Origin of the sequence: Paraburkholderia sp. RL17-383-BIF-A (genome assembly GCF_046028015.1) — a bacterium.
GTDB lineage: Bacteria > Pseudomonadota > Gammaproteobacteria > Burkholderiales > Burkholderiaceae > Paraburkholderia.
This window is the reverse complement of record NZ_JARESR010000031.1, coordinates 44,697-68,056: the sequence shown is the minus strand read 5'-3', so window position 1 is coordinate 68,056 and position 23,360 is coordinate 44,697. Positions and strand designations below refer to the sequence as shown.

The following is a 23,360-nucleotide window of genomic DNA, read 5'->3' as shown; positions in this document are numbered from 1 at the left end:
TGGTGGACGTAAGCCGCGCCTTTCAGGGCGGCGTGCGCGGATCCTTGGTGTGCGGGTGTTGCGATTCGCAATGGCTCGCACGTAAATATGACAATGGGAGCAAAAACGTATGGACACCAATTCGGCAGCGAACAAAGTGGAAGGCGCAGTCAAGGAAGTCGCGGGAAAGGTTCAGGGCGTGGCCGGCGATGTGCTGGGCGATACCGGTACCCAACTGGCCGGCAAGGCCAAAGAACTGAGCGGCAAGGCCCAGCAACTGTGCGCGAGCACCACGAGCCTAGTGCGTGAAACGACGGCGGAAAGTCCGTTCACGGCGATCGCGGTGGTGGCTCTCGCCGGTTTCGTGGCGGGCGCGCTGTGGGCGCACGGCGCCGCTGAGCGCGACTATCGCCGTTGATTGTCGACGCGTTTGATCACCGGGCGATCGGCTTCTGGCGATCGCCCGTTTCGCTTTATGCGCTGCTTTTCTTGCGGCGTCCCGCACCCATATCAAGTTCGACCCACGCGGGCGCGTGATCGCTCGCGTGCGGCTCGCCACGCACCCACCGATCGACACCCGCATCGCGCAAGCGCGGCGCGAGGTCGGCGCTCAGCAGCAGATGGTCGATGCGCAATCCGGAGTTGGTGTCCCAGTGGCGGCGAAAATAGTCCCAGAAGGTATAGACCCGTTCTTCGCCGAAATGCGTTCGCAATGCGTCGGTCCAGCCTTGCGCGAGCAATCGCTGATAACGCTCGCGGCTCTCGGGTTGCAGCAGCGCGTCTTTCAGCCAGGAGCGCGGGTTGTAAATGTCTTCGTCGGTCGGAACCACGTTGAAGTCGCCCGCCAGCACCACTGGATGACCGCTCTTGTAAAGGTTCGCCGCGTGCTTGATCAGCTGATCGAACCACGCCAGCTTGTAGTCGAATTTGGGGCCGGGCTGGGGATTGCCGTTGGGCAGATAGAGGCACCCCACCAGCACGCCGCCAACCGCGGCTTCGAGATACCTGCTATGGGTGTCCGCCTCGAAACCCGGCAGGCCGCGGCGGCTCTCCAGCGGCGCCGCGCCTTTTGACAGGATCGCCACGCCGTTCCATGCGCTCTGCCCTTGCCAGATCGCCCCATAGCCCGCGTCGCGCAGCTGCTCGGCGGGAAACGCGCTGTCCACCGCCTTGAGTTCCTGCAGGCAGACAATGTCGGGCGTCTCGCGTTCGAGCCATTGCAACAGCGCCGGCAGGCGCGAGCGGATTCCGTTGATGTTGAAGGTCGCGATTCGAAGCCTGGCCACGACGTGTCCTCCCTGCAATGCGCGTTATTGCGCCGCCGCGTCGCACCATTCCATTGCGTAGGACTTCGCGCATGAAATGGCGTCGGCTTCACTGGAAAAGGCGTCGATGTCGCCGGAATCGTGCGACCGGACGTGTTCGTTTTTCTGCGGCACGTGAGTGATCTTCGCTCTCGCGTGGTAGAGGCCGTCTTCCGCGTGGCGGGCGCGGCAATCGATATGGAAATGCCTGTAGTCGAACTGCATTCGTTCTCCTTTGAACACGCTTCACTTCACCTGCCATAGCATCGCTTATACCCGGGCGGGCTTGCTCGCGAGCAGCGATTCGCGCAGGCCGGCTCGCGCGCGTGACGGCCGCCGCGAGCCGGTGCATTCAGCTATGCGCGATTCAGTTCGGCACGTTCACCGAGCCATTGCTCACCGTAATCGCGTTGACGCCGGGGCTCGCCGCGATCGCCGGCAGATTGGCCGTGGTCAGTTGCGGCGCGGCGCCCGGCGAGCCGCCACGCGGTATGGTGTGAATCACCTGGGACGGCGGCAATGGCGTGCCGTTTTTCAGATGGCTCCACATCAGATTGAGCGCCTGAATGTTGTAGTAATGCAGCGGCACGAAGCGTGAATCGAAGCCCGCCACGCCGAGGAACGCATCGAAATGCTGGGCGTTCGTCACTTCATAGAACGATAGCTTGCTCGCGCCGCCTTCGCTCAGCTGGTTCAAGCCGAGATACGGCCGCGACGCGTGGTTGATCGGCACCAGGGCATCCGCGCGACCCTGCACGATGATGGCGGGCTTGCCATGCAGGTTCGCATTCACACGAATGGCTTCGACGCTGCCGGTGAGCGTGCCGTTGGTCCACAGCGTGCGCAGACAGGAGGCCCCCGCAAAGCTGCCGTCGGCGCTCGCCAGCCGATGGTCCGCCGCGCCTGCGCCCGGGTTGAAGACGAGGTTGATGCCGTTGGTCGGAGGCACGCCGTTGCCATTGCCGAACACCGTGAGCATCGGCGACACCGCCGGCGTCACGCCAGCCGCTCCCGCCGCGCTCGTCGTGCCGAAGCTGAACGCGCAGAGGTTGGCGGTCACGCTCGCTTTCGCGTACGCATCCGCATAGGTCACGGCAACGGCCGGCACCGCCTGCGAGTCCCACATCGGCGCTTGCAGCACGTCGGAGTCGGTCTGATAGCCGTTTTGATGCAGAAGCGCGAGCGCGTTGATCGCCTGGGTCGTCGTGTTCGTGCCCGCGATCACACCCGCGCTCGCCAGCGACGTGCATCGCGCGGTGCGAATCGACGTGGTGGTGGCGAGCGGCAACGCCGTCAGATATGGCGCGCCGGCCGCGGCGGGCGCGAGTGCCGCGCACGGTTGCAGCATATTGGCGAGCGTCATGTAGTCGGCGAGCGGCTTGCCGAATGCGCCGACCGGCACGCCGCCCTGCGCCACCGAAACCTGCGCGGGCAGCCGCAAATTGATCTGCGGCTCGCCCACGACCACCGCGGTGATCCAGCCGGACGTGTCCTGTTCCGCCGCCGCGAGCGACGCGCCGCCGCCGTTGCTCACCGAAGCCGCGATGGTCGTGATGCTGCCGTTCTCGTAGCGCACGTTGCGGGTCGCTCCGTTGAGCGTGCCATACGAGTCGTTGAGCGCCCAATACGCGAACTGGATCGCCTGCAAGGTATTCTTGCCCCAGTCCTTCTCCGGATTCTGCTGCGAGTGCGCGTGCTTGAATGCGTAGCGATTCGGGAACTGGTTGTTGTAAGTCGCGAGATCGGTATTGCCGAGGTTGGCCGTGAAGAAACTGTTCTTGCCCGCCGCAGTGGCATCCTGCAACGTGCCGTCGATCAGCGTAACCCGATTGGAAGACAGCTCATGCGCGCCGTTGCCGCTGCCTTTATCGTTGTAGGCCACCGCGCAACCGCGCTTGAGACCCCACTCGCCGGCCGCCGAAATCGCGCCGTACACGCCGCGCGAACCGGATGACGTAGCCGTGACAATGCACGGCTGATCCGGATTGAAGCTCGCCGGAATCTGCACCAGCATGGTGACGTTCTGCGTGCCGCTGCCGTCGTCGGCGAAGGCGAGATATTCCTTGCCGGCGATCTTGCCCTCGCCGAGCGTGTCGTTGCCGTTCAGGTCGACATTGGGTCCCCAGAAACGTCCATAGCCCCCGTTCGCGGTCATGTCCACGAGCGCGCGATAGTTCGCCCAGATAGCGAGGCGCCGCAGTTCGGCGGCAGTCGGTTGCGCAGCGTTGGCAATGGCTGGCGCCGTGGCCGAAGCGAGGCCGGTCTTGCCGAGACCCGCGGTGAGCAGGTCGTCGGTATTGCCGTCGTAGGACTGGGTTCTTACCGAGGCACTGGCGATAAAGCTCGGCAGCGTGTTCGTTGGCGGCGGCGAATTGACTTCATCGCTGCCGTGGCATGCGCTCAACACGACCGTCACGGCCACCATGGCGGCCAGGGTTCGTACCAGCGGCACGGGTCTCGACGCGGGCTTGAATCGGGGCATTACTGTCATTGGCTGTCTCCGATATTTGCTAATACCGTTGTGTATGCAACGGCACCGAAATTGCTGCGTGATGTCCAATGGATCGCGACGCTTCGGATACCGACGCATCGCTAGCCTGCATCGACCTTTCAACGGAGTCAACAGAACGTCATGTCCACGCATAACGAATGTCAGGATCCGAGTGACGAGTCAGCCGCCACCCCACCCCAACCTTCACGCCGCCGCTTCCTTCAATCGGCCGCCGCTGCCGCCACGATCGGCGCGGCGCCGCATCTGCGCGCGCAAACCCAAACCCCTGCCGCACCGCCGGTCCAGGCTCGTCAAGCCGTACCGCCGCGCCCGGTCACGTTGACCGTGAACGGCCGCCCGTACACGCTGCAACTCGAGCCGCGCGTGACCCTGCTCGATGCACTGCGCGAATACGCGGGCCTGATGGGCACGAAGAAAGGCTGCGATCGAGGACAATGCGGCGCCTGCACGGTGCTTGCCGATGGCCGCCGCATCAACGCCTGTTTGACGCTTGCCGTGATGCACGAGGGCGAGACCCTCACCACGGTCGAAGGGCTCGCCAGCAATGGCGCATTGAGTCCGATGCAGCGCGCGTTCATCGAACACGACGCCTTTCAGTGCGGTTACTGTACGCCCGGGCAGTTGTGCTCCGCGACCGCCCTGCTGAATGAATTTCGTGCCGGCACGGCGAGCACCGTCACGGCCGATGTCCGCAGCCGTCCCGCACAACTCTCCGATGATGAAATCCGCGAACGCATGAGCGGCAATATTTGCCGCTGCGGCGCGTACGCGAACATCGTGGCCGCCGTGCGCGCGGTGCATGAAGGCGGCGGTCAGAACAGCAATGCTGCGGGCACCGACACGATGGGCAGCGGCAACAGCCGCAACGCCTGAGGAGCGACAGCATGGATGCGATCTCTTACGAGCGCGCCGGCGACGTCGCCGGTGCAGTGCGGGCGGCTCAGCAACCGGGCGCGGTGTTCATCGGCGGCGGCACCAACCTGCTCGATCTGATGAAGGGCGGCGTAGCGCGGCCGGTGCGGCTGATCGATATCACGCATATCAGCGGCCTCGATACGGTCACGACACTGCCCGATGGCGGCGTCCGGATCGGCGCGCTGGTACGCAATAGCGATGCCGCCAACCACGCGCTGGTGCGCGAACAATACCCGTTGCTCACGCAAGCATTTTTGTCGGGCGCGTCGTCGCAGTTGCGCAATATGGCGACCGTAGGCGGCAATCTGCTGCAACGCACCCGTTGCGGCTACTTCTACGACACGGCCTTCACGCAGTGCAACAAGCGCATGCCGGGCAGCGGCTGCGCGGCGCTCGACGGCCACAATCGCACGCATGCGATTCTCGGCGCGAGTCCCCAATGCATTGCGGTGAATCCGTCGGATATGAGCGTGGCGCTGGCCGCGCTCGACGCCGTGGTACGCGTGAGCGGTCCCGCGGGCGAGCGGATCATTGCGTTCGCCGATTTCCACCGGCTGCCTGGCGAGCGGCCCGATGTCGATACGACCTTGCAGCCTGGCGAACTGATTACCGCCGTCGATCTGCCGCCGCCGCTCTTCAGCGCGAACTCCCATTACCTCAAAGTGCGTGACCGGGCCAGTTACGCATTCGCGCTGGTCTCCGTTGCCGCCGCGTTGCAGATGGACGGCGACCGCGTGAGGACCGCGCGTATCGCGTTAGGCGGCGTGGCACACAAGCCGTGGCGCGCGAGCGCGGCGGAGCAGATGCTCAATGGCCAGCCGCTCACGCAAGCCACGCTGAAGAACGCCGCCGCGGCCGCGTTACGCGAGGCCCGGCCGCAACACGACAATCGCTTCAAGGTGCAGCTCGCGCAGCGCGCGATCGTGCGCGCCGTGAATCAGGCCGCCGGCCGCGCGGGAGGTGTCGCATGAATCTGATCGGTCGACCGTTCGACCGCACCGACGGTCTGCTCAAAGTCACCGGCGAAGCGCGCTATGCCGCCGAATTTCCCGAGGCGCGTCTTGCGCATGCGGTGCTCGTCACGAGCACGATCGCGCGCGGCACCATTGCCTCGATCGACGCGAGCCGCGCACAGGCGCTGCCCGGCGTGCTGCTCGTCATGACGTATCAGAACGCGCCGCGCTTGCCCAATGGCGGCAAGCCCGCGTTGGCGCCACCCGCCGGACGCCGCCTGTCGCTGCTTCAGGACAACGAGGTTCATTACAGCAACGAGCCGGTCGCCGTGGTGGTGGCCGACACGCTCGAACATGCCACCGACGCCGCGCGCCAGTTGCGCATCACCTATCAGAGCGGCGCCGCGGTCACGGACTTCGCGCAAGCCAAACCGAACGCGCACGTACCCGACAGGCCGCAAGGCCGGCAAACCGACACGCAACGCGGCAGCTTCGACGACGGCATGCAAAGCGGCACGGTGCACGTCAACGCGACCTATACCACGCCGATCGAACATCACAACCCGATGGAGCCGCACGCCACGATGGCGCGCTGGGACGGTCCGCAGCTCACGCTCTACGATTCGACCCAAGGCGTTAGCAGCGCGGCGCAGGCGGTCGCGAAGACGCTCGGCATGTCACCCGCCGACGTGCGCGTGATTTCGCCGTTCGTCGGCGGCGGTTTCGGTTGCAAGGGTTCGTCGTGGTCGCATGTGTCGTTGTGCGCGATGGCGGCGAAACAGACCGGGCGCCCCGTGCGGCTCGTGCTCGAACGGCCGCAGATGTTCGGCCCGGTCGGCGCGCGTCCGCACACCGAGCAGCACTTCGTGCTCGCGGCGCGACGCGACGGCACGCTGACCGCGATGCGTCACGACAGCCTCTCGAACACTTCGGTGATCGAAGACTGGACCGAGACCTGCTGCATGGTCACGCGCATGCTGTACGCGGTACCCAATCAGGTGACCACGCACCGCATCGTGCCGCTCAATCTCGGCACGCCGACCTTCATGCGCGCGCCGGGCGAAACGACCGGGTCGTTCGCGCTCGAGTCCGCGATGGACGAACTCGCCGTCGCCTTGCACATGGACCCGCTCGCGCTGCGCCTGAAGAATTACGCCGAGGCCGATCCGCAGGAAAACAAGCCGTGGTCGGGCAAGTCCTTGCGCGAGTGTTATCAGATCGGCGCCGAGAAATTCGGCTGGTCGCGGCGCACGAGCGAGCCTCGCTCGATGCGCAACGGCGGCACGCTGATCGGCATGGGCATGGCCACCGCGACCTATCCGGCCAATCGCAGCGAAGCCAGCGCCATTGCGCGGATCTTGCCCGACGGCACTGCGATGGTCGCATCCGGCACGCAGGATATCGGCACCGGCACCTACACCGTGATGACCCAGGTGGCCGCCGACGCGCTCGGCTTCGCGCCGGAAAACATCCACTTCGCGCTCGGCGATTCGTCCTTGCCGCGAGCGCCGGTGTCTGGTGGATCGCAATCGGCGGCGAGCGTTTCACCGGCCGTGCGCGACGCGGCGAGCCAGGCGCGCAGCCAGTTGATCGCGCTGGCGCTCGCCGATCAGGCTTCGCCCGTACACGGCATCGCGCTCGACGACATCACCGTGGAAAACGGCTGGGTGACGAGCCGCTCGCAACCGGGCAAGCGCGATCCGGCGGCGGCGATCATCGCGCGCTCGGGCGGCAAGCCGATCGAGGCGATCGCGACCGTCAAGCCCGGCGACGAAAAGCAGAGGTACTCGTTTCACTCGTTCGGTGCGGTATTCGTGGAGGTGCATGTGGATGCCGACCTCGGCACGATCCGGGTACCGCGCGTGGTGGCCGTGTACGACGTGGGGCGCGTGCTCAACCAGAAGACGGCGCGCAGCCAGTTGATGGGCGGCATCGTGTGGGGTGTCGGGGCGGCGCTGCAGGAAGAGACTTCGGTCGACACGCGCTATGGCCGCTTCACCAATGCGAATCTCGCGGAATATCACGTGCCGGTGAATGCCGATATCGGTTCGCTCGACATTACCTTTATCGACCGGCCGGATCCGTATATCAACTCGCTCGGGGTACGCGGCATCGGCGAGATCGGCATTACGGGCGTGCCGGCGGCGATTGCGAACGCGGTGTATCACGCCACCGGCGTGCGCGTGCGCGATCTGCCCATTACGCGGGACAAGGTGATGGGCACGATGCAGGTGTGATGCGTGGGTCTTCGCGTGGGTCTTTGCGTCGGCCTTTGCGTGGGCCTTTGCGTCCGCGCTGGCCGTCGCGTTCGCGTGCGCCGTTACGTTGGCGTGCGCCAATGCGTTCGCATACGCCGATGCGTTTCATGGTGACGCCGATTCGTTTCGATCGACGTCGCCAAGTTATGCAAACGCATCGCGATATCGAACAGCAAGCGCCATGCATACGCATTGGCGCTTGCCTACAGCTGCGTTGCATCGCACAATCGATCTCATCTTTTGCTCCCGGTGTCCGTCCATGGCCTACGCCTCGCTCGCCACTGGCGTGTTGCTCGCCGCCGGCTTCGGTTCGCGCTTCGACCCGGACGGCCTGCACAATAAACTGCTTGCACGTATGCCTGACGGCACCCCGGTCGCGCATGAATCCGCGCATCGGCTGCTGCGGGTCGTGACGCGGGTGCTGGCCGTGGTGCGGCCGGGTTCGGACGCGCTCGCGCGGCTGCTCAACGACGCCGGTTGCGACGTGGTGTTCGCGCGCGATGCCGAACGCGGCATGGGCGCGAGCCTCGCGGCCGGCATCGAGGCAAGCGAAGGCGCTGAGGGCTGGATCGTCGCGCTCGCCGACATGCCGCGCATCGCCACTTCAACGATCGAAGAGGTGGCGCGCGCGCTCGACGGCGGTGCGTCGCTGGTCGCGCCGTTTTATCAGGGGCAGCGGGGGCATCCGGTCGGCTTCGGCATCGAGCATCGCGACGCGCTGCTAGCGCTCGATGGCGATACCGGCGCAAAGTCGTTGTTCATGTCGCAACGGGTGACGCGATTGGATGTCGACGATGCGGGCATTTTGCGCGATGTCGATACGCCCGAGGATTTACGCGACGTCTAGGCGTGACGCCCCGGCCGGGGTCGTTGTGACGCGGCAGGCTTGATCCGGACGGGCGTTCAGGCGCATACTGTACATTCATACAGTATTTTGTCCGCGAGGGTTGGCGCTTTACGTTGCGCATGGCCGCGGCGCGCCCGCATGAAACGCATTTCTATCGAACCGACTTTCGCCGCGTGGCGCCGCGCGGCGCGGGAGTTACTGCTGCAAGAGGTCGAGCCGGCGCGGATCGAATGGGTCGAGTGTGATTCGGACGCTTCGAGCCATTCAAGCAATTCGAGCCATTCGGGCAATTCGAGCCTTTCGACCAATGCCGACACTCACACCCCCAATGTTCCGGATAGCCCCGCCACCACTCCGGCGGTCGCCGCTCCCGCCGTTCCTCGTGAACTGCTCGCCCGGCTGAAAACCGCGGCCTGCTTCCGCGCCCCGGACCGCTGGTCCTTGCTCTACCGCATTCTGTGGCGTTGGACGCGCGGCGAGCGCCACGTCCTCGATCTGCTGGACCACGACGGCGCGCTGCTAGATCAGCGTATTCGCTCCGTGGAGCACGAAACCGACGATCTACTACTGCTCACCCTGTTCAGGCGGCGCGATCCGTCCATGGGCCTGCCGGAATTCGTCGGCTGGTACGAGCCGCATCATGATCTGCTGGAGCGCGCCGCCGCACGCTTCGCCGAGCGGATGGGCGATTCCACGTGGATGCTGGCGACGCCACAAGGCGCGGCGTTCTGGAACGGCATGCTGCTGCGAATCGACCGGCCGTCGGCGGATAACGGCGAGCACCCTCTCTCCGCGAGCCGGCAGCACTCGCCAGCCATGCAGATGTTGCCACCGGGCGCCATGGCCGGCGAAGCCACGACCAGCGAACCCACCGAGGCGCTCTGGCTCGCGTATTACACCAGCGTCTTCAACGGCGCGCCGGCGCCCGTGCCACTGCGCTACTGGAGAACCCCGCCCGCGGGCCCGCCGCTGCCCGCGCACCTCGCACGCGAGCGCAGCCGTATCGGCGCGCAGAGCGGCACCGTCACCGTCCCGGACATGCCGCCCATTGAATATTCGGCGATCGCGCCACCGTTGCGCGAGCCGACCGGTCCGCTAACCACCTGCCGGCGCTGCGCGTTGTGGCGCAACGCGAAGCAGGCCGTCGCGGGCACCGGTCCCGCTCAGGCGGCGATCATGGTGGTCGGCGAACAACCCGGTGAGCATGAGAACCAGACCGGCGAGCCCTTCACCGGCCCCGCCGGTCAGTTGCTGGACACCGTGCTCGCGCGCGCCGGACTCGAACGCGCTGCGCTGTATCTGACCTATGCCGTCAAGCACTACAAGTGGGAAACGCTCGATCAGCAGCGCGTGCACCGCACACCCGCGCTGCGCGAGGTCGAGGCTTGCCAGTATTGGCTGGAGCAAGAGCTTGCGCAGGTCGCGCCGCGAGTGGTCGTTACGCTCGGCGCGACCGCGCTGAAGGCGCTGACCGGTGCGCACGTCAATCTATCGGAATATCTGGGGCAGACCATCGATCACGGCGGGCGGCTGATCGTGCCGACGTGGCACCCATCGTATGCGTTGAAGACGGTTGACGCCCGGTTGCGCGAGGATATCGTCGCGGGGATGGTGGCGGCGTTCAGTCGCGCGGCGGCGCTGGTGGCCGAAGGGGCATAGCGTTCGCGCCTGGCCAGACGATTTTCCAATACAGAAAATCAGCTTAAGCGCTCACATGTGACTCCTTAAGGCGTCTTATCAATCACATGTGCGTGGTCAGGCACGCCACTTGCGCCCCACAAAAGCGCCGCGCAAGCCCCGCCGATTCCGCCTAAGCTGATGTGACGCCGCGTTTTCCCGCGCACCAGCGGGACGCTCGGGGCACAGTCGGCCAACCTCATCACAGCCCGCGCGTCGCGAACCCATCACACGTCCCATGAGCGAAACCAGCCCGCGCCTTTTCATCGTCTCGCCCCATTTCGACGACGCCGTTTTCAGCTGCGGCGCGTTGCTCGCCGCGCATCCCGACGCCGCGGTCTGCACAGTGTTCGCCGCGCCGCCCGAGCAGCCGATGCATACCGAATGGGACGCCCGGTCGGGCTTCAACGACGCCCATCAGGCCATTCACGAGCGCACGCTGGAAGACAACCGCGCACTCGAAGTGCTCGACGCGATTCCGCTGCGCATGCCGTTTCGCGACAGCCAGTATTTGGACTCGCCATCGATCGGCAAACTGGCGGCGGCGCTCGAAGAAACCATCTACCGCACGACCGCGAATACGCTGCTCATGCCGCTCGGCCTGTATCACGACGACCACGTGCGGGTGTTCGAGGCCTGCTGCGAAATCCTGCCGCGCCTGTCGCATCTGACCTGGTTCGGCTACGAGGAAGCGATTCACCGCCGCACGCCCGGCGTGGTGCAGGCGCGGCTCGCCGATCTTGCGCAGCGCGGCATTGTCGCGACACCGGCCCAGCCGAGCGCCAGCTATACGATCGATCCACAACGCCGCGCGCAACTCAAACGCGAAGCCGTCAACGCTTACGAAAGCCAGTTGCGCGCATTCGGCGCGGGCAATTACGACGACATTTTCGCCACCGAGCGTTACTGGCAGCTCAGCGTGGGCCGTCGTGTGAAAAAGTAAGAGACGCGGCGCGCCGGAAACGTCTACGCTTGAAAAGAGCGGCCGGCGTGGGTTCGACCTCGCCGCCCGTACCGTCCTCTTCTCCAGCCAAAGGTGCCGTCATGAGCTACGACATGCATACCAGCCCGATTCCCGATCCCAATGCCGATCCGAACCGCGACCCGGAAGCCGATCCGCTGGTGCCGCCGTCACCCGGCCACCATACCGAAGAACCGCAGCGGCCCGATGGGCCGCCGGACAAAGATCCGGTGTGACCGCGTTGCGCGGCCAGCAACCGGAAGCGCGAATCAACGCGTCAGTTCGCTAAAGCCTTGCAACAGACGGTCGATGTCGGCGGCGTGAATGTTGCCCATCGTCGAGATGCGGAACAGCTCCGCCGACAAACCGCCCTGCCCCGCGTAGATGACGAAGCCGCGCGCCTTGAGCGCGTCGTGCAGTTGCGGATAAGCGACGCCGGCCGGCAGACGGTACGCGCGCAGCACCACCGACGATTGCTCCGGCGGCAACACGCTGCCGATGCCGCGCTCGGCAAGCCCCGCGCGCGCCTGTTCGGCGAGCGCCGCGTAGCGCGCATGACGTGCGCGCCAGCCGCCTTCGTCGGCGAGTTCGCGCAGCGCTTCGACAAGCGCGTAGTACGCATGCACGGAAGGCGTGAACGGCGTGTTGCGCTGATCCTGCAAACGCGCAAGACGTCCGAGATCGAGGTAGTACGTGCGGCTCGCCGCCTCTCCGAGCGCCGCGCGGCGCACCAGCACGAACGACGCGCCCGGCACGCCATGCAGGCACTTGTTCGCCGTGGCCGCCACCGCGTCGAGACTCGTGTCGGTGAAATCGATCGATTCCGCGCCGAAGCTGCTGACGCCGTCCACCAGTAAACGCAGCCCCCGTTCGCGGCACAACGCGCCGAGCGCGGCCAGATCGTTCAGGCGGCCCGTCGTGGTTTCGTGATGGATCACGGCGACGTGCGTGAACGCCTTGTCCGCGTCGAGGCGTTCGGCGATCTTCGCGAGGTCGGGCGCCTGCATCCAGTCGTGCTTCAGCGATTCATGCGCGATCCCGTACTGCGTGGCGATCTGCGAAATACGCTCGCCGTACACGCCGTTTTCCACCACGAGCAGCTTGCCGTTCTGCGGCACCAGCGCCGCGGTCATGCTTTCGACCGCCGCCGTGCCTGAGCCAGTCATCAGGACCGCTTGCCATTCGCCGGCATCGAGGCCGTACAGATCGACCAGACGCGTGCGGGCCTCTTCCTGCAAATCGAAAAACTCGCTTTCGCGATGGCACAGATCCGTCTGCAACAGGCTGTTGCGAACGCGTTCGGTGAGCGTCACCGGACCGGGATTGAGTAGCAGCATGGGCGCTCCTTGACTTCAAGCGGCGCCGATGTGGCGCATGAGACGCGTCTTCACATCCGGCGGAGTAATGGTGGGACGCGGCAGCCCGTCGGGCGTGCCGCGGCGAATGGCCAGACGCACGAAACGCGGACCGTCGAGCGGCGCCGCTTCGAACAGGTCGTCGATCACGGCCGCGTCGTCGCTTTCGAGCGCCGATGCGTAACCGCACGCCGCGGCGACGCCCGCAAACGAAACCTGCGACGACACCGTCGCCTGACCGCCCGTGGAGTCATGCGCGCCGTTATCGAGCAGCACGTGCGTGAGATTCGACGGCCCGTATGCGCCGAGGGTCGCGAACGCGCCCATGCGCATGAGCGCGGCGCCGTCGCCGTCGAGCGCGACCACATGCAGATCGGGACGCGCGAGCGCGAGACCCAGCGCGAACGGCGTCACGCAACCCATCGAGCCGACCATGTACAACTGGTTCGGACGGTCGTCGATCGCGTACAGTTCGCGCCCGCAAAATCCGGTCGAGGCGAGCACCACCGTCGATTCGAGCGGCGTGTGCGCGATCACCTTTTTCAAAGCATCGTGACGCGAAGCGAGGTCACTCGCCGCGAGATTCGCGAACCGCGACTGCGGCGCAACGGGCACGCGGCGCTCGCTCGCGCCGCTGTCCTTCAACTCGTACGGCGCCACGCTGCCTTTTTGCATTACCAACGCATACGGGCGGCCGGTTTCATCCATATGCGCGATGGCGCGATCGAGAGCCGGGCCGATTGCGTCGGCTTCGGTCGGGAATGTTTCCCAGGGAATCTCCATCGTGTCGAGCATGGCCGGTGTGATCGGACCCATCAGCGCGTGCTGCGGTTCGTCGGCGACATCGGGCTGGCCGCGCCACGTAACGATCAGCAATTGCGGCAGACGGAAGGTCCACGTGAGCGACGTCAACGGGCTCACGGCGTTGCCGAGTCCAGAGTTCTGCATCATGGTGATGCCGCGCCGGCCGTTGCGCGCGCCGAGCGTGACACCCGCGATCAGGGCGACGGCGTCGCCCTCGTTGGCCACCGATACGTAATGCAGCGACTCGTCCTGCAACACGTAGTTGATGAACGGCGTCAGATACGAACACGGTACGCCCGCATACCAGTCGAAGCCGCGCTCGCGCGCCGCCTCGACGAACTGTGCCGCCTCGATCATTGCGCCGCTCCCCTCGCTGCGCCCGTTGCTGCGCTGCTTGCCGCATGATTTTCCGCACTATGCGCCGCGCTGTTCGCCGAGTCACCGACCGCGGCCGCGAACGGCGCTTGTGCATGCGCGAAGTCGCCCGCACGACGGAAGTCCTCGAGATCGTTCACGCCGCGCCAGTGGCCGTGCACGTATTGCACTTCGATCGATTCGCCCGCTTCGATCAGCGCGTTCAGCAACGCGGGCATATCGAGCGACGCGAAATCCGGTCGCGCCTGCAACTGGCGCATGACCGCCTGCAAGCGCTCACGGCCTTCGCCGCGCACGTTCAGCAGTCCGACCCAGCGGCCATGCGGCGTTTGCGACGCGATCGACGAAGCAGCGTCCTGCCCGCTCGACACGTGACGCAGCACGACCTTGTTGCCGAACAGGCCGCGGTCGTCGGCCGCCGAGCACCATGCGAAATCCCGCACGCTGGCGTTTTCCGCGTCGGTCAGCGACGAATCGACCACCACGCTGAACGCCGCGTCGCTCTCCACCAGATCGCGCAGGATATAGCTGCGGAACAGCAGATCGCCATACGAGACGACCGTGTCGCCGGCGAGTTTGTCGACCGCGCAGGCGAGCGACGCGAGCTCGCCGGATTGCGCGTGCTGTTCATTCACGACGAGCTTGATACCGGCTGTGTCGATCGCGTCGGCGCGATAACCGCCGACCACGGTGATGTCGTTCACACCCTGCTTCTTGAAGGCATCGACGAGCCAGCGCAGCAGCGGCTTGCCGGCGATCGGCAGCATGACTTTCGGACGGTCTTCGGTAACGGCTTCGAGACCCTTGCCGCGGCTTGCCGCGAGCACGACCGCGGAGCCGGCCGCGCGGCCGCTCGACAGGTAGCGGTCTTCGGCTTCCGAGTATTCGTCGGCATCTTGCAGGCGGAAGATTTCGTTGACGGCGGCGATGCTGTCTTCGACGTTGACGAGCGTTTCGTTCGCGTGAATTTCCTTGGCGACCGCCTGCATGGCCGAGGTCGCCGCGCGAATCAGATGGTTCGCCCAGATCACCGTGCTGATGCCGGCTTCGCGGAACACTTCGGTCGGCGTGCTGTAGTACTTGGTCGGCACGATCACGAGCGGACCGCGGCCGGCCCATTCGCGCGCGAATTCGAGAATTTCGTCGGGACGCGAGAGCTTGCTGTGAATCAGGATCGCATCCGCGCCGGCCTGCCGGTAGGCTTCCGCTCGGCGCAGCGCCTCGTCCATACCCCAGCCGGCGATCAACGCCTCAACACGCGCGACGATCGAAAAGTTTTCATCGGACTGCGAGTCCTTACCGGCTTTGATCTTGCCGCAGAACTCGTCCATATCGGCGAGCGGCTGCGCTTCGCCGTTGATGAAGCTGTTGGTCTTGGGGAATTGCTTGTCTTCGATACACACGCCGGCAATGCCGCGCTGTTCGAGCTTGCGCACGAGTCGGCGCACGTTGTTGAAGTTGCCGTAGCCGGTGTCGCCGTCGAGCAGGATCGGCAGGTCGCTCGCGTCGGCCATGAATTCGAGGGTGTCGACGACTTGCGTCCAGCTTGCTTCGTTGTTGTCGCGCACGCCGTATTGCGCGGAGATCGCGAGGCCCGAGCCCCAGATCGCCTTGAAACCGGCTTCGCGGACGATCCGCGCGGACAGGCCGTTATGGGCCTCCATCATGAATTCGAGTTCGTTGCTGACGAGCATCTGGCGCAGGCGCGCACTACGGGAAGCGGAGACGAAAGCAGGTTCGCGGGCATTCATTTTTTTGTACTCCTGGTGGCGGGCTTATTGGTGCTCTTCTTTTGCCCGACTGGCGACTGGAAAATGGCGACTATAGCGGAATTTTTATTTATTCGTCTTTTCCACGACTGCGGTTTTCTCCATTTGCGGATAAGTGGAAAAATGTGTCGTTTTTTGCAACCGAGGTAATACGCCGTTGGCTTGGATTTTATTGGCGTTTTGTGGAATCATGACGCAACCGCTTGCCAGGAAGCAGACAGGCAATGCGCCGGGTCGTTTTTGTCGATAACCCATTGTGGCGATCTTGAGACTTCCGATATTCCGCATTTATTTACCGAACGCCTTAACTATTAATATCGACTCAATAAAATCCGCATTTTTATTTGGCAATACAGGGAAAGCCCGATTGAATCAGTAAAATAAACGGGCCACTGCGAATCGCTGCATAAAAATGCCATCCAGCCTGTAAAGACTCTTTTTAGTCAGACAAATAAGGATGCCTGACAGCGGGTTTCCCCTGCCCTGCGCAGTCGCTGCCGCCGCGCCGTAAACACAGTCAGCGACAAGCCACTCGCCGCTAGCGAACCCCAACCTGACCGACCACTGTGCGAAAGCAAAAACCGCTATGACTTTGAACAAGAAACTGGCGTCGATGATCGCCGTCCTCTGGATCGGCCTGATCCTGATCGGCGGCTTCGGCGCATGGCAAAACCGCGCCTCGATGATTTCGGACCGCCGCGATCAGTTGCAAGCGCTGATCGACCAGGCCAACCATATCGTCGGCCGCTACTACACACTCGCACAACAGCACACCCTCAGCGAAGACGAAGCCAGAAAGCAGGCGCTCGCCACACTGGCGGCCATGCGCTACGGCAAGGACGGCTACATCTCCGTCAACGATTCGCAGCCGGTCATGCTGATGCACCCGTTCAAGCCGGAAATGGTCGGCAAGAACCTCGGGCAGTTCGTCGATCCGGCGGGCAACCATCTGTTTACCGATATCGTCACCGCGGGCAATCGCGAGGGCGGCGGCTTCGTCGACTATCTGTGGGCCAAGCCGGGCAACGATAAGCCGGTGGCCAAAACCAGCTACTCGCTGCACTTCGTCCCGTGGGACTGGTATATCGTCACCGGCATGTATATGGACGACGTACAGAGCGCGTTCTATGCCAATCTGCTGCGCTGGCTCGTGATCACCGTCACGCTCGGCGCGATCGCCACCGCTGTCATGCTGCTGGTGCTGCGCAGCATTCGCCGCTCGCTCGGCGGCGATCTCGAAGCCGCCGTGGAGCACGCGCAACTGATGGCGCGCGGCAACCTCGCCACGCGCGTGCCGGTCCAGCCGGACAGCGCCGGCAGCCTGCTGCACGCGCTCCAGACGATGCAGGCCGGTCTCGTCGAGACCGTGTCGCGCGTGCGCCTCGGCACGGAAAACATCAATATCGGCGCGACCGAAATTGCCGCCGGCAACACGGATCTCTCGCAGCGCACCGAAGAACAGGCCGCCGCGCTCGTCGAAACCGCGTCGAGCATGGACCAGATGACGGTCAACGTGAAGCAGAACGCGGACAGCGCGCAGCAGGCCGCGCACCTCGCCGGCCAGGCCGCGGACGTCGCCACGCGCGGCAGCCGCGTGGTCGACGACGTGGTGCGCACAATGGGCGAAATCACCACCAGCTCGCGGCAGATCGGCGACATTATCGGCGTGATCGACGGCATCGCTTTCCAGACCAACATTCTTGCGCTCAACGCGGCCGTGGAAGCGGCTCGTGCGGGCGAACAGGGACGCGGCTTCGCGGTGGTCGCAGCCGAAGTGCGCAGCCTCGCGCAACGCTCGGCCACGGCGGCAAAGGAAATCAAGGCCTTGATCGAGACCTCGACCGATACGGTCGAAGCCGGCGCATCACTGGTCGCCAACGCCGGTTCGACGATGGGCGAGATCGTGCAGTCGGTGCGTCGCGTGAACGAGATTCTCGAAGAGATCAGCAACGCCTCGCGCGAACAGAGCGCGGGCATCGAGCAGGTCAATCGTGCAGTGGGCGAAATGGACCAGGTCACGCAACAGAATGCGGCGCTGGTCGAACAGGCCGCGGCTGCCGCGCATTCGCTTAAGGACCAGGTGGGGGTGCTGCGCGAAGCGATTTCGAGCTTCTCGCTGCCGGCCTGAGCATTGTCGGACCACCCGGGAACGACACAAGCAGGCACATAAAAAAGAAGGCGCTCAACAGGCAGGGAGCGCCTCTTTAACACGCCGCGTCGGAGTCGACGCATTAATCGAACGAAACAGCCGCGCGGATTTTCAAGTCCGCGCGGCTTTTTTTATGCCCCTGCCCCTGCCCGTTTGCGGCACTCGGCACGCGGCCCTCGGCGGCGGCGCCCTCCGCGACATCGTACCCAACGAATATCAGCTTGCATGAACCTCGCATACAGATTACGTTCTTATTACAATTGGAGCGACATCGGTTGCCGGGGCGATTGCGCCAGCCACCCAAAGTATTCATTGCCGCTGATCCACGCGGCACAAGTTAATCGAGCTGTTCGATATCCGCACCCAATGATCCACAAGAAGAAATCCCAGTCTCACGATCCCTACGCGCCCGTCGCGAAGAACCAGTTGCTGGCCGCGCGCCTGCCCATGTGGCGTTCGAAATTCATCGTCCTGCTGGTGTTCGGCGCGTTTGCCTCGCTGGCGGGGCGCGCGTTCTGGGTGCAGGTGGTGAACCAGGAGTTCTACGTCGATCAGGGCCAGAAACGCTACCAGCGTACCCTCGAACTCGACGCGACACGCGGGCGGATCGTCGATCGCAACGGCTCGATGCTCGCCGTCAGCCTCGCGACCTATGAAATCTGGGCCTCGCCCAAACTGATCGACGAAGCAGCGGTCGCGCCGCTCTCCAAGCTGCTCGATCTGCCACTCGCGGAGCTGCGCAGGCGTCTGAACGGCGACAAGACCTTCGTTCTGCTCAAGCGGCAGGTGGATGCCGAGACCGCCGGACATCTGTCCAAACTGGGCCTTGCCGGCATCACGCAGATCGCGGATTCGAAGCGGTTCTACCCCGAAGGCGAATCGGCGGCGCACGTAGTCGGTTTCACGGATGTCGAGGACAACGGCCAGGAAGGCGTCGAGCTCGCCGCCAACGAGCAGCTGCTCGGCGTGCCCGGCCAGCGTGAAGTGATCCGCGACCGTCTGGGCCGCGTGGTGTCCGAGACCCGGCCGCTCGTGCCCGCGCAGAACGGCGACACCATCCACCTCACGATCGACCGGCGGATTCAGCAGCTCGCTTACGCGCAGTTGAAGGAAGCCATTGCCAAACATCACGCGGAGGCGGGCAGCGTGGTGGTGCTCGATGCGCGCAATGGCGAAATTCTGGCGCTCGCCAATTATCCGAGCTTCGATCCGAACGACCGCGCCCGCCTGACTGGCCGTCAATTGCGCAATCGCGCGGTGGTCGACACCTTCGAGCCCGGCTCGACGATCAAGCCGGTGGTCGTCGCGCTGTCGATCGACGCGGGCAAGGTGCGGCCGCAGAGCATCATCGATACCGCGCCGGGCTGGTACAAGATCGGGCCGGCCGTGATCCACGACACCTCGAATCACGGCGCGATGACGGTCGCCGAAGCGGTGCAGAAGTCGAGCAACATCGCGCTCGCCAAGCTCGCGCTGAATCTGCCGGCCGAGACGATCTGGACCAAGTATCAGGAATACGGGCTCGGCCTGCGCCCTGAGCTGACCTTTCCGGGCGTGGCGTCGGGCAAGGTGCGTCCGTATAAACGCTGGCGTCCGATCGAACAGGCGACCATGGCGTATGGCTATGGACTCTCCACCTCGCTGCTGCAGATCGCGCAGGTCTACACGGCCTATGCGGGCGACGGCACGATGCATCACGTGAGTCTGTTGCGCAACGGAGCGGGGGCGGGAGCGGAAGCCGGCGCCGCGCAGTCCACGGACAAAAAAGGTCACACGGTCACGACGCCGGCGACCGCGCGCGCCATCCGCTCGATGCTGGAAATGGCGACCGGCGTGGGCGGCACAGGCCGCGCGGCAACGGTGGAAGGCTACCGGATCGGCGGCAAGACCGGCACGGCGCGCAAACAGGTCGGCGCGAGCTACGCGAAAAACCGCTACCGCGCGCTGTTCGTCGGCATGGCGCCGATGAGCGATCCACGGCTGATCGTCGCGGTCATGATCGACGACCCGGCGGGCAAGGCGTTCTATGGCGGCACGGTGGCCGGTCCGGTGTTCAGCGGCGTGACGGGCGGAGCGTTGCAATTGCTCGGCGTGCCGCCGGATGCGCCGGTGGGTGTGAACGGCGTTAGCTGAATGGCCTGAGGTAGACCGTATGAATTGAGTGGCGTTAGCTGAATGGCGTGAGGTAGACGGGGTGAATTGAGCGGTGTTAGCTGAATGGCCTGAGGAAGACCGTATGAATTGAGCGGCGTGAGTTGAGCGGTGAGGTCAACGGCGTGATCCGCTCGTAGCGCGGCAGGGGCCCAGGAAACGCAGTCCTCGCGCGAAGCTCGCATCGCGCCCCGTCCCTTCGCACGGACGGCAAGCCCTGCGGCGCGATCAGGCATAAGCAATGATGGGCCGAAGCGGCGCGCAATCTCTGCAGAATGCGCCGGCGAATCAGCCGCACAATCGCCGCCGGATGCGCCAACTAATCAGCCGCGCAATCTCCATCCGCATTCACCAGCGCTTCGATGCGATTACGGCCGTTGCGCTTGGCCTGGTACATCGCGCGATCCGCTTCCTCAATGATCACGCTGCCTAACGTGGCCGCCTCGGCCTGCGTACCGCTGACCATCCGCGCCGCCACGCCGATCGACACCGTCAAGGCAATGCGTTCGCCGTTATCGTCCTGCAAAGCCAGCCTCTCGACCGCCAGCCGTACACGCTCGGCAACGATGAGCGCATCGGCGCGGTCACCTTGCAACAGGGCGGCAAATTCTTCACCGCCATATCGTGCCACGGTATCGCCGAGGCGCACCTGCTGCCGCACACAAGCCGCCACCGCCGCCAGCGCGCGGTCACCGGTCTGATGACCGTAGGTATCGTTGATCCGCTTGAAGCTGTCGATATCGATGAAAAGACACGCCACCGGCATCCGATAGCGAACGGCGCGCATGACTTCCTCACGCAGCCGCTCGTCGAAGTAGCGGCGATTGGCGAGGCCCGTCAACGAATCGGTCATGCCCAGTTGCTTGAGCCGCTCGCGATGCGCGACATTGTCGAGGCTCGCCGTCACGATGCTCGCGAAGCGCTCCAGAATGTCGGTGGCCATGCCTTGACCGAAACGCGCAGGATCGTCGCTGCCGAGCCAGAGATAGCCGCTGACGGTGTCGCCCGCGGCAAGCGGCAGCAGGATCGCACTGGCCGGCGCTTCGGCGTCGCCGAAGAAAGCGCGCCGCACCGTGTCGTCCAGTTCGCGCAACGTGCCGAGCCACGGCCGGCCATCGTCGCATAGACCTCGAGCGGCAAGACCGCCCTCGCGCGACGTTCGCAGGTTGGGCTGGTCGAGCGCCTGCAAGGCGGCCGGTTCGAGCAGTTCGCGCAGCATCGGCGCGCGGTCGTCGAGCCAGAGCGTCACGCCCGTCAGCGAGAACTCCCGCGGCAAATGACTGATTAGCGTATCGACAAAGGACGGGAAGTCTTGCGCCCCGATCAAACGCAACTCCACGGTCTGGAAGCGGTGCAGCGTGCGCTCATTGTGCTGCACGGTATCGACGAGCGAGCGAAGGCGCTCGGAAAGCGGCGTTTGGGCGAGATTCGTCACGTTATGAGGTGCGAGCCCGAAGGCGAAGCGGGGTCGGCAGCCCCAACCGCTCTAATAACGGCCGATTTCACGAGGTCTTGAGGGTACGCGCCGACTACGCTTTTTCGCGATCTTAAGTCTCGCTTAATTCTTTGCTGTAACCATGAGGCACAACATCCCCTGTTGAAGCCGCCAGAACATCGGCGGCGCTTTTTCTCAAGGGTGTCGACGACGCGCGATAAGACGGGCTGCAGGCCCGCGAAGAAGGAGTCAAACCATGGATGAAAACACGGTATTCGAGCATCTGCGCGCCATGCCCGGCAACGAATGGGTCCACCAGATTCATTCGTGCAAGGTCTCGGACCCGCTGCAGCATCCTTGGGGACGTTCTTACCGGCTCGTCGAATGGACCATGAAGCACACGCCCGAATCATGTCGCCGGGTGGTGCCCGCCGAGAGCACTCCGCTTGAAATTGCTCAAGCTGTCGTCTCGCACGTTCCGGGCCGGCGCTTCTGCCAGCACGGTGACGAATAGCACGCGTCAGCGTCGCTCGCACGTCGCGCATGCATTGCGCTAGCCACGCGCGGCAATCGACTCGCAGTACTCCAATGCATCATCCAGCCGGTCGTTGCCCCAGAACATTTCATCGCCGACAAAAAACGTCGGGGCGCCGAAAATGCCGCGCGCCGCGGCCGCCGAGGTCTGCTCACGCAGGCGCAGTTTGTTCGCGTCGCTTTGCGCTTCGGTGATGATCTGCCGGGCCGGCAATCCCAGTTCCTCGAGCGCCTCGCTCACCACCTCCATCGAGCCGATGTCGCGGTCATGCGCGAAGTTCAGTTGCATGATCTGGCGACAGTACGCCGCGATCCATTCGCGCTCCGCGCCGAGCAGCGCCACGCGCATGGCGAGGAGCGCCGTACGTGGGAACGTGCTGGGACGCTTCAGCGGGATGCCATATTTGCGGCATTGCCGTTCCATGTCCTTCCATACGTACGCGCCCTTCTCCTTCTGCAGCACGAACGGTGAATTGTCGAAACCGAGGTCGCGGAAAACAGGCCCCAGCAAGAATGGGCGCCAGCCGATTCGCAAGCCCCTTGCCGCGGCCAGAGCCTCGATGCGCATCACGCTGAGGTAGCTGTAGTTACTGCCGAAGTCGAACCAGAACTCGATTTCCGGTGCGCGCGTGATCGCGCGAGATGCGACATCGCTCATGTTTACCTCTCCGATCGTATGCAGACGCATGGTGCCCACCCGCGCCCCACGTCTTGCAAAGCTTAACAGTCGCCCGGCGCGCTTATCCCTATGATGGCCCTACAACCCGCCACGTCAGATGGTCATACACCATGCGCTATCCCTACGACATTCTTACTGCCACGTGTCTTTTCATCATCGTGGTCTCCACGTCCATCATGCTCGCGCTGTGTTGAACACGTGAGCCGCCTCGCGCGAAGGAAGTGAACCTGCGAACGCGCTCTACGTGCGTTCGTAAAAAGACGGGATATACTGTACATATATACAGTACTTTTTCGTCTAAGCAATGCGTCTTCCACCCTTCGATCCGCCCACGCTCGCCGAACTGCGCGCCTGGTGGCGCACGCGCGACGAAGAGGCCGTTCAGCGGCTCATCCTCGAAATCCAGCGGCAGCGGCTTACGCTGCTGGAGCTGCGCAACCTGATCGACTGCGGCGTCCAGCAAGCTCGCGCAGCGGACCGCGCGCTGGTAGAACGCGGCGAACCGTTGATGACTCTGCGCATCAGGATCGCTCAGGAAGTGCTGCGTGTGGGCGATATCGACGACACGCGGCAGATGAGCCGCGCCGCGCAGGAAAGAGTTGCGGTTCGTACCGAAGGTCAGATGGAATACGCGCGCGAAGGCCGTCTCAGGCGACAGCGCCGCAACATCTAGTCAGAGCGCGGTGCCCACTCTCCTGTCGTG

The 23,360-nt window shown here is 64.5% G+C and carries 21 protein-coding genes; 12 read left to right on the top strand and 9 right to left on the bottom strand.

Annotated features, from left to right (window positions below):
• Positions 1–109: 109 nt before the first annotated feature.
• Positions 110–397, top strand: a complete 288-nt coding sequence (locus P0D71_RS28195) for a CsbD family protein (RefSeq protein WP_408483155.1) — start codon at positions 110–112, stop codon at positions 395–397.
• A 55-nt stretch (positions 398–452) separates the two neighbouring features.
• Here the strand turns inward: P0D71_RS28195 and P0D71_RS28190 are convergent, their stop codons facing one another.
• From P0D71_RS28190 to P0D71_RS28180, 3 genes are all read right to left on the bottom strand, one after another.
• Positions 453–1,265 carry an exodeoxyribonuclease III gene (locus tag P0D71_RS28190; protein ID WP_408483154.1) on the bottom strand — a complete coding sequence of 271 codons (813 nt, stop codon included), beginning with the start codon at positions 1,263–1,265 and terminating at the stop codon, positions 453–455.
• 24 nt (positions 1,266–1,289) lie between these two features.
• The gene (locus P0D71_RS28185; protein WP_408299612.1) at positions 1,290–1,508 is read right to left on the bottom strand and encodes a hypothetical protein; all 219 of its coding nucleotides are present in this window, start codon (positions 1,506–1,508) and stop codon (positions 1,290–1,292) included.
• Positions 1,509–1,650: 142 nt separating this feature from the next.
• Positions 1,651–3,708, bottom strand: a complete 2,058-nt coding sequence (locus P0D71_RS28180) for a D-(-)-3-hydroxybutyrate oligomer hydrolase (protein ID WP_408483168.1) — start codon at positions 3,706–3,708, stop codon at positions 1,651–1,653.
• Positions 3,709–3,915: 207 nt separating this feature from the next.
• Here P0D71_RS28180 and P0D71_RS28175 point away from each other — a divergent pair, with 207 nt between their 5' ends.
• The 7 genes from P0D71_RS28175 (at position 3,916) to P0D71_RS28145 (ending at position 11,642) form a co-directional block, all read left to right on the top strand.
• Positions 3,916–4,668, top strand: coding sequence for a 2Fe-2S iron-sulfur cluster-binding protein (locus tag P0D71_RS28175; RefSeq protein ID WP_408483153.1), 753 nt, complete (start codon positions 3,916–3,918; stop codon positions 4,666–4,668).
• Positions 4,669–4,679: 11 nt separating this feature from the next.
• Complete coding sequence (locus P0D71_RS28170) at positions 4,680–5,681, top strand: FAD binding domain-containing protein (RefSeq protein ID WP_408182293.1); 1,002 nt, start codon at positions 4,680–4,682, stop codon at positions 5,679–5,681.
• Complete coding sequence (locus P0D71_RS28165; RefSeq protein WP_408483152.1) at positions 5,678–7,900, top strand: xanthine dehydrogenase family protein molybdopterin-binding subunit; 2,223 nt, start codon at positions 5,678–5,680, stop codon at positions 7,898–7,900. The genes P0D71_RS28170 and P0D71_RS28165 overlap by 4 nt, the downstream gene beginning before the upstream one ends.
• A 280-nt stretch (positions 7,901–8,180) precedes the next feature.
• Positions 8,181–8,768 carry a nucleotidyltransferase family protein gene (locus P0D71_RS28160; protein ID WP_408182297.1) on the top strand — a complete coding sequence of 196 codons (588 nt, stop codon included), beginning with the start codon at positions 8,181–8,183 and terminating at the stop codon, positions 8,766–8,768.
• A 138-nt stretch (positions 8,769–8,906) separates the two neighbouring features.
• Positions 8,907–10,427 carry a UdgX family uracil-DNA binding protein gene (locus P0D71_RS28155; RefSeq protein ID WP_408483151.1) on the top strand — a complete coding sequence of 507 codons (1,521 nt, stop codon included), beginning with the start codon at positions 8,907–8,909 and terminating at the stop codon, positions 10,425–10,427.
• A 256-nt stretch (positions 10,428–10,683) separates the two neighbouring features.
• Complete coding sequence (locus P0D71_RS28150; RefSeq protein ID WP_408483150.1) at positions 10,684–11,388, top strand: PIG-L deacetylase family protein; 705 nt, start codon at positions 10,684–10,686, stop codon at positions 11,386–11,388.
• Positions 11,389–11,489: 101 nt separating this feature from the next.
• Positions 11,490–11,642 (top strand): hypothetical protein, encoded by a 153-nt coding sequence (locus P0D71_RS28145; protein WP_165614491.1) that lies wholly within the window; start codon positions 11,490–11,492, stop codon positions 11,640–11,642.
• Between the two features lie 33 nt (positions 11,643–11,675).
• Here P0D71_RS28145 and P0D71_RS28140 read toward each other — a convergent pair whose 3' ends face one another.
• From P0D71_RS28140 to P0D71_RS28125, 4 genes are all read right to left on the bottom strand, one after another.
• The gene (locus P0D71_RS28140; RefSeq protein ID WP_091802901.1) at positions 11,676–12,743 is read right to left on the bottom strand and encodes a 2-aminoethylphosphonate aminotransferase; all 1,068 of its coding nucleotides are present in this window, start codon (positions 12,741–12,743) and stop codon (positions 11,676–11,678) included.
• A gap of 15 nt (positions 12,744–12,758) precedes the next feature.
• A complete protein-coding gene (aepY, locus tag P0D71_RS28135) occupies positions 12,759–13,922 on the bottom strand; it encodes a phosphonopyruvate decarboxylase (RefSeq protein WP_408483149.1) in 1,164 nt (387 codons plus the stop codon).
• Positions 13,919–15,691, bottom strand: a complete 1,773-nt coding sequence (gene aepX / locus P0D71_RS28130; protein WP_408483148.1) for a phosphoenolpyruvate mutase — start codon at positions 15,689–15,691, stop codon at positions 13,919–13,921. The genes aepY and aepX overlap by 4 nt, the downstream gene beginning before the upstream one ends.
• A gap of 84 nt (positions 15,692–15,775) precedes the next feature.
• Entirely contained in the window at positions 15,776–15,964 is a 189-nt protein-coding gene (locus P0D71_RS28125; RefSeq protein WP_408483147.1) for a hypothetical protein, read from the bottom strand.
• 331 nt (positions 15,965–16,295) lie between these two features.
• On the opposite strand from P0D71_RS28125, the gene P0D71_RS28120 reads away from it, so the two are divergent.
• On the top strand, positions 16,296–17,837 hold the full coding sequence (locus P0D71_RS28120) for a methyl-accepting chemotaxis protein (protein ID WP_091802911.1): 1,542 nt from the start codon (positions 16,296–16,298) through the stop codon (positions 17,835–17,837).
• A 387-nt stretch (positions 17,838–18,224) separates the two neighbouring features.
• Positions 18,225–19,991: a peptidoglycan D,D-transpeptidase FtsI family protein gene (locus P0D71_RS28115; RefSeq protein WP_408483146.1), complete on the top strand. Its 1,767-nt coding sequence runs from the start codon at positions 18,225–18,227 to the stop codon at positions 19,989–19,991.
• 337 nt (positions 19,992–20,328) lie between these two features.
• Here the strand turns inward: P0D71_RS28115 and P0D71_RS28110 are convergent, their stop codons facing one another.
• A complete protein-coding gene (locus tag P0D71_RS28110) occupies positions 20,329–21,444 on the bottom strand; it encodes a GGDEF domain-containing protein (protein WP_408483145.1) in 1,116 nt (371 codons plus the stop codon).
• A 256-nt stretch (positions 21,445–21,700) separates the two neighbouring features.
• Here P0D71_RS28110 and P0D71_RS28105 point away from each other — a divergent pair, with 256 nt between their 5' ends.
• Positions 21,701–21,958 (top strand): DUF2866 domain-containing protein, encoded by a 258-nt coding sequence (locus P0D71_RS28105; protein ID WP_091802919.1) that lies wholly within the window; start codon positions 21,701–21,703, stop codon positions 21,956–21,958.
• A gap of 39 nt (positions 21,959–21,997) precedes the next feature.
• On the opposite strand, the gene P0D71_RS28100 is transcribed toward P0D71_RS28105, so the two are convergent.
• Positions 21,998–22,636 (bottom strand): 2-hydroxychromene-2-carboxylate isomerase, encoded by a 639-nt coding sequence (locus P0D71_RS28100; RefSeq protein ID WP_408483144.1) that lies wholly within the window; start codon positions 22,634–22,636, stop codon positions 21,998–22,000.
• 325 nt (positions 22,637–22,961) lie between these two features.
• Between P0D71_RS28100 and P0D71_RS28095 the strand changes: the two genes are divergently transcribed.
• Entirely contained in the window at positions 22,962–23,330 is a 369-nt protein-coding gene (locus P0D71_RS28095) for a hypothetical protein (RefSeq protein WP_408483143.1), read from the top strand.
• Positions 23,331–23,360 lie beyond the last annotated feature (30 nt).

Bases quoted from the DNA above. Each gene is read 5' to 3' on its own strand.
- P0D71_RS28195 (WP_408483155.1), top strand. From the start codon at position 110: ATGGACACCAATTCGGCAGCGAACAAAGTGGAAGGCGCAGTCAAGGAA.
- P0D71_RS28185 (WP_408299612.1), bottom strand. From the start codon at position 1,508: ATGCAGTTCGACTACAGGCATTTCCATATCGATTGCCGCGCCCGCCAC.
- P0D71_RS28180 (WP_408483168.1), bottom strand. From the start codon at position 3,708: ATGGTGGCCGTGACGGTCGTGTTGAGCGCATGCCACGGCAGCGATGAA.
- P0D71_RS28175 (WP_408483153.1), top strand. From the start codon at position 3,916: ATGTCCACGCATAACGAATGTCAGGATCCGAGTGACGAGTCAGCCGCC.
- P0D71_RS28170 (WP_408182293.1), top strand. From the start codon at position 4,680: ATGGATGCGATCTCTTACGAGCGCGCCGGCGACGTCGCCGGTGCAGTG.
- P0D71_RS28165 (WP_408483152.1), top strand. From the start codon at position 5,678: ATGAATCTGATCGGTCGACCGTTCGACCGCACCGACGGTCTGCTCAAA.
- P0D71_RS28160 (WP_408182297.1), top strand. From the start codon at position 8,181: ATGGCCTACGCCTCGCTCGCCACTGGCGTGTTGCTCGCCGCCGGCTTC.
- P0D71_RS28155 (WP_408483151.1), top strand. From the start codon at position 8,907: ATGAAACGCATTTCTATCGAACCGACTTTCGCCGCGTGGCGCCGCGCG.
- P0D71_RS28150 (WP_408483150.1), top strand. From the start codon at position 10,684: ATGAGCGAAACCAGCCCGCGCCTTTTCATCGTCTCGCCCCATTTCGAC.
- P0D71_RS28145 (WP_165614491.1), top strand. From the start codon at position 11,490: ATGAGCTACGACATGCATACCAGCCCGATTCCCGATCCCAATGCCGAT.
- P0D71_RS28140 (WP_091802901.1), bottom strand. From the start codon at position 12,743: ATGCTGCTACTCAATCCCGGTCCGGTGACGCTCACCGAACGCGTTCGC.
- aepY (WP_408483149.1), bottom strand. From the start codon at position 13,922: ATGATCGAGGCGGCACAGTTCGTCGAGGCGGCGCGCGAGCGCGGCTTC.
- aepX (WP_408483148.1), bottom strand. From the start codon at position 15,691: ATGAATGCCCGCGAACCTGCTTTCGTCTCCGCTTCCCGTAGTGCGCGC.
- P0D71_RS28125 (WP_408483147.1), bottom strand. From the start codon at position 15,964: ATGGGTTATCGACAAAAACGACCCGGCGCATTGCCTGTCTGCTTCCTG.
- P0D71_RS28120 (WP_091802911.1), top strand. From the start codon at position 16,296: ATGACTTTGAACAAGAAACTGGCGTCGATGATCGCCGTCCTCTGGATC.
- P0D71_RS28115 (WP_408483146.1), top strand. From the start codon at position 18,225: ATGATCCACAAGAAGAAATCCCAGTCTCACGATCCCTACGCGCCCGTC.
- P0D71_RS28105 (WP_091802919.1), top strand. From the start codon at position 21,701: ATGGATGAAAACACGGTATTCGAGCATCTGCGCGCCATGCCCGGCAAC.
- P0D71_RS28100 (WP_408483144.1), bottom strand. From the start codon at position 22,636: ATGAGCGATGTCGCATCTCGCGCGATCACGCGCGCACCGGAAATCGAG.
- P0D71_RS28095 (WP_408483143.1), top strand. From the start codon at position 22,962: ATGCGTCTTCCACCCTTCGATCCGCCCACGCTCGCCGAACTGCGCGCC.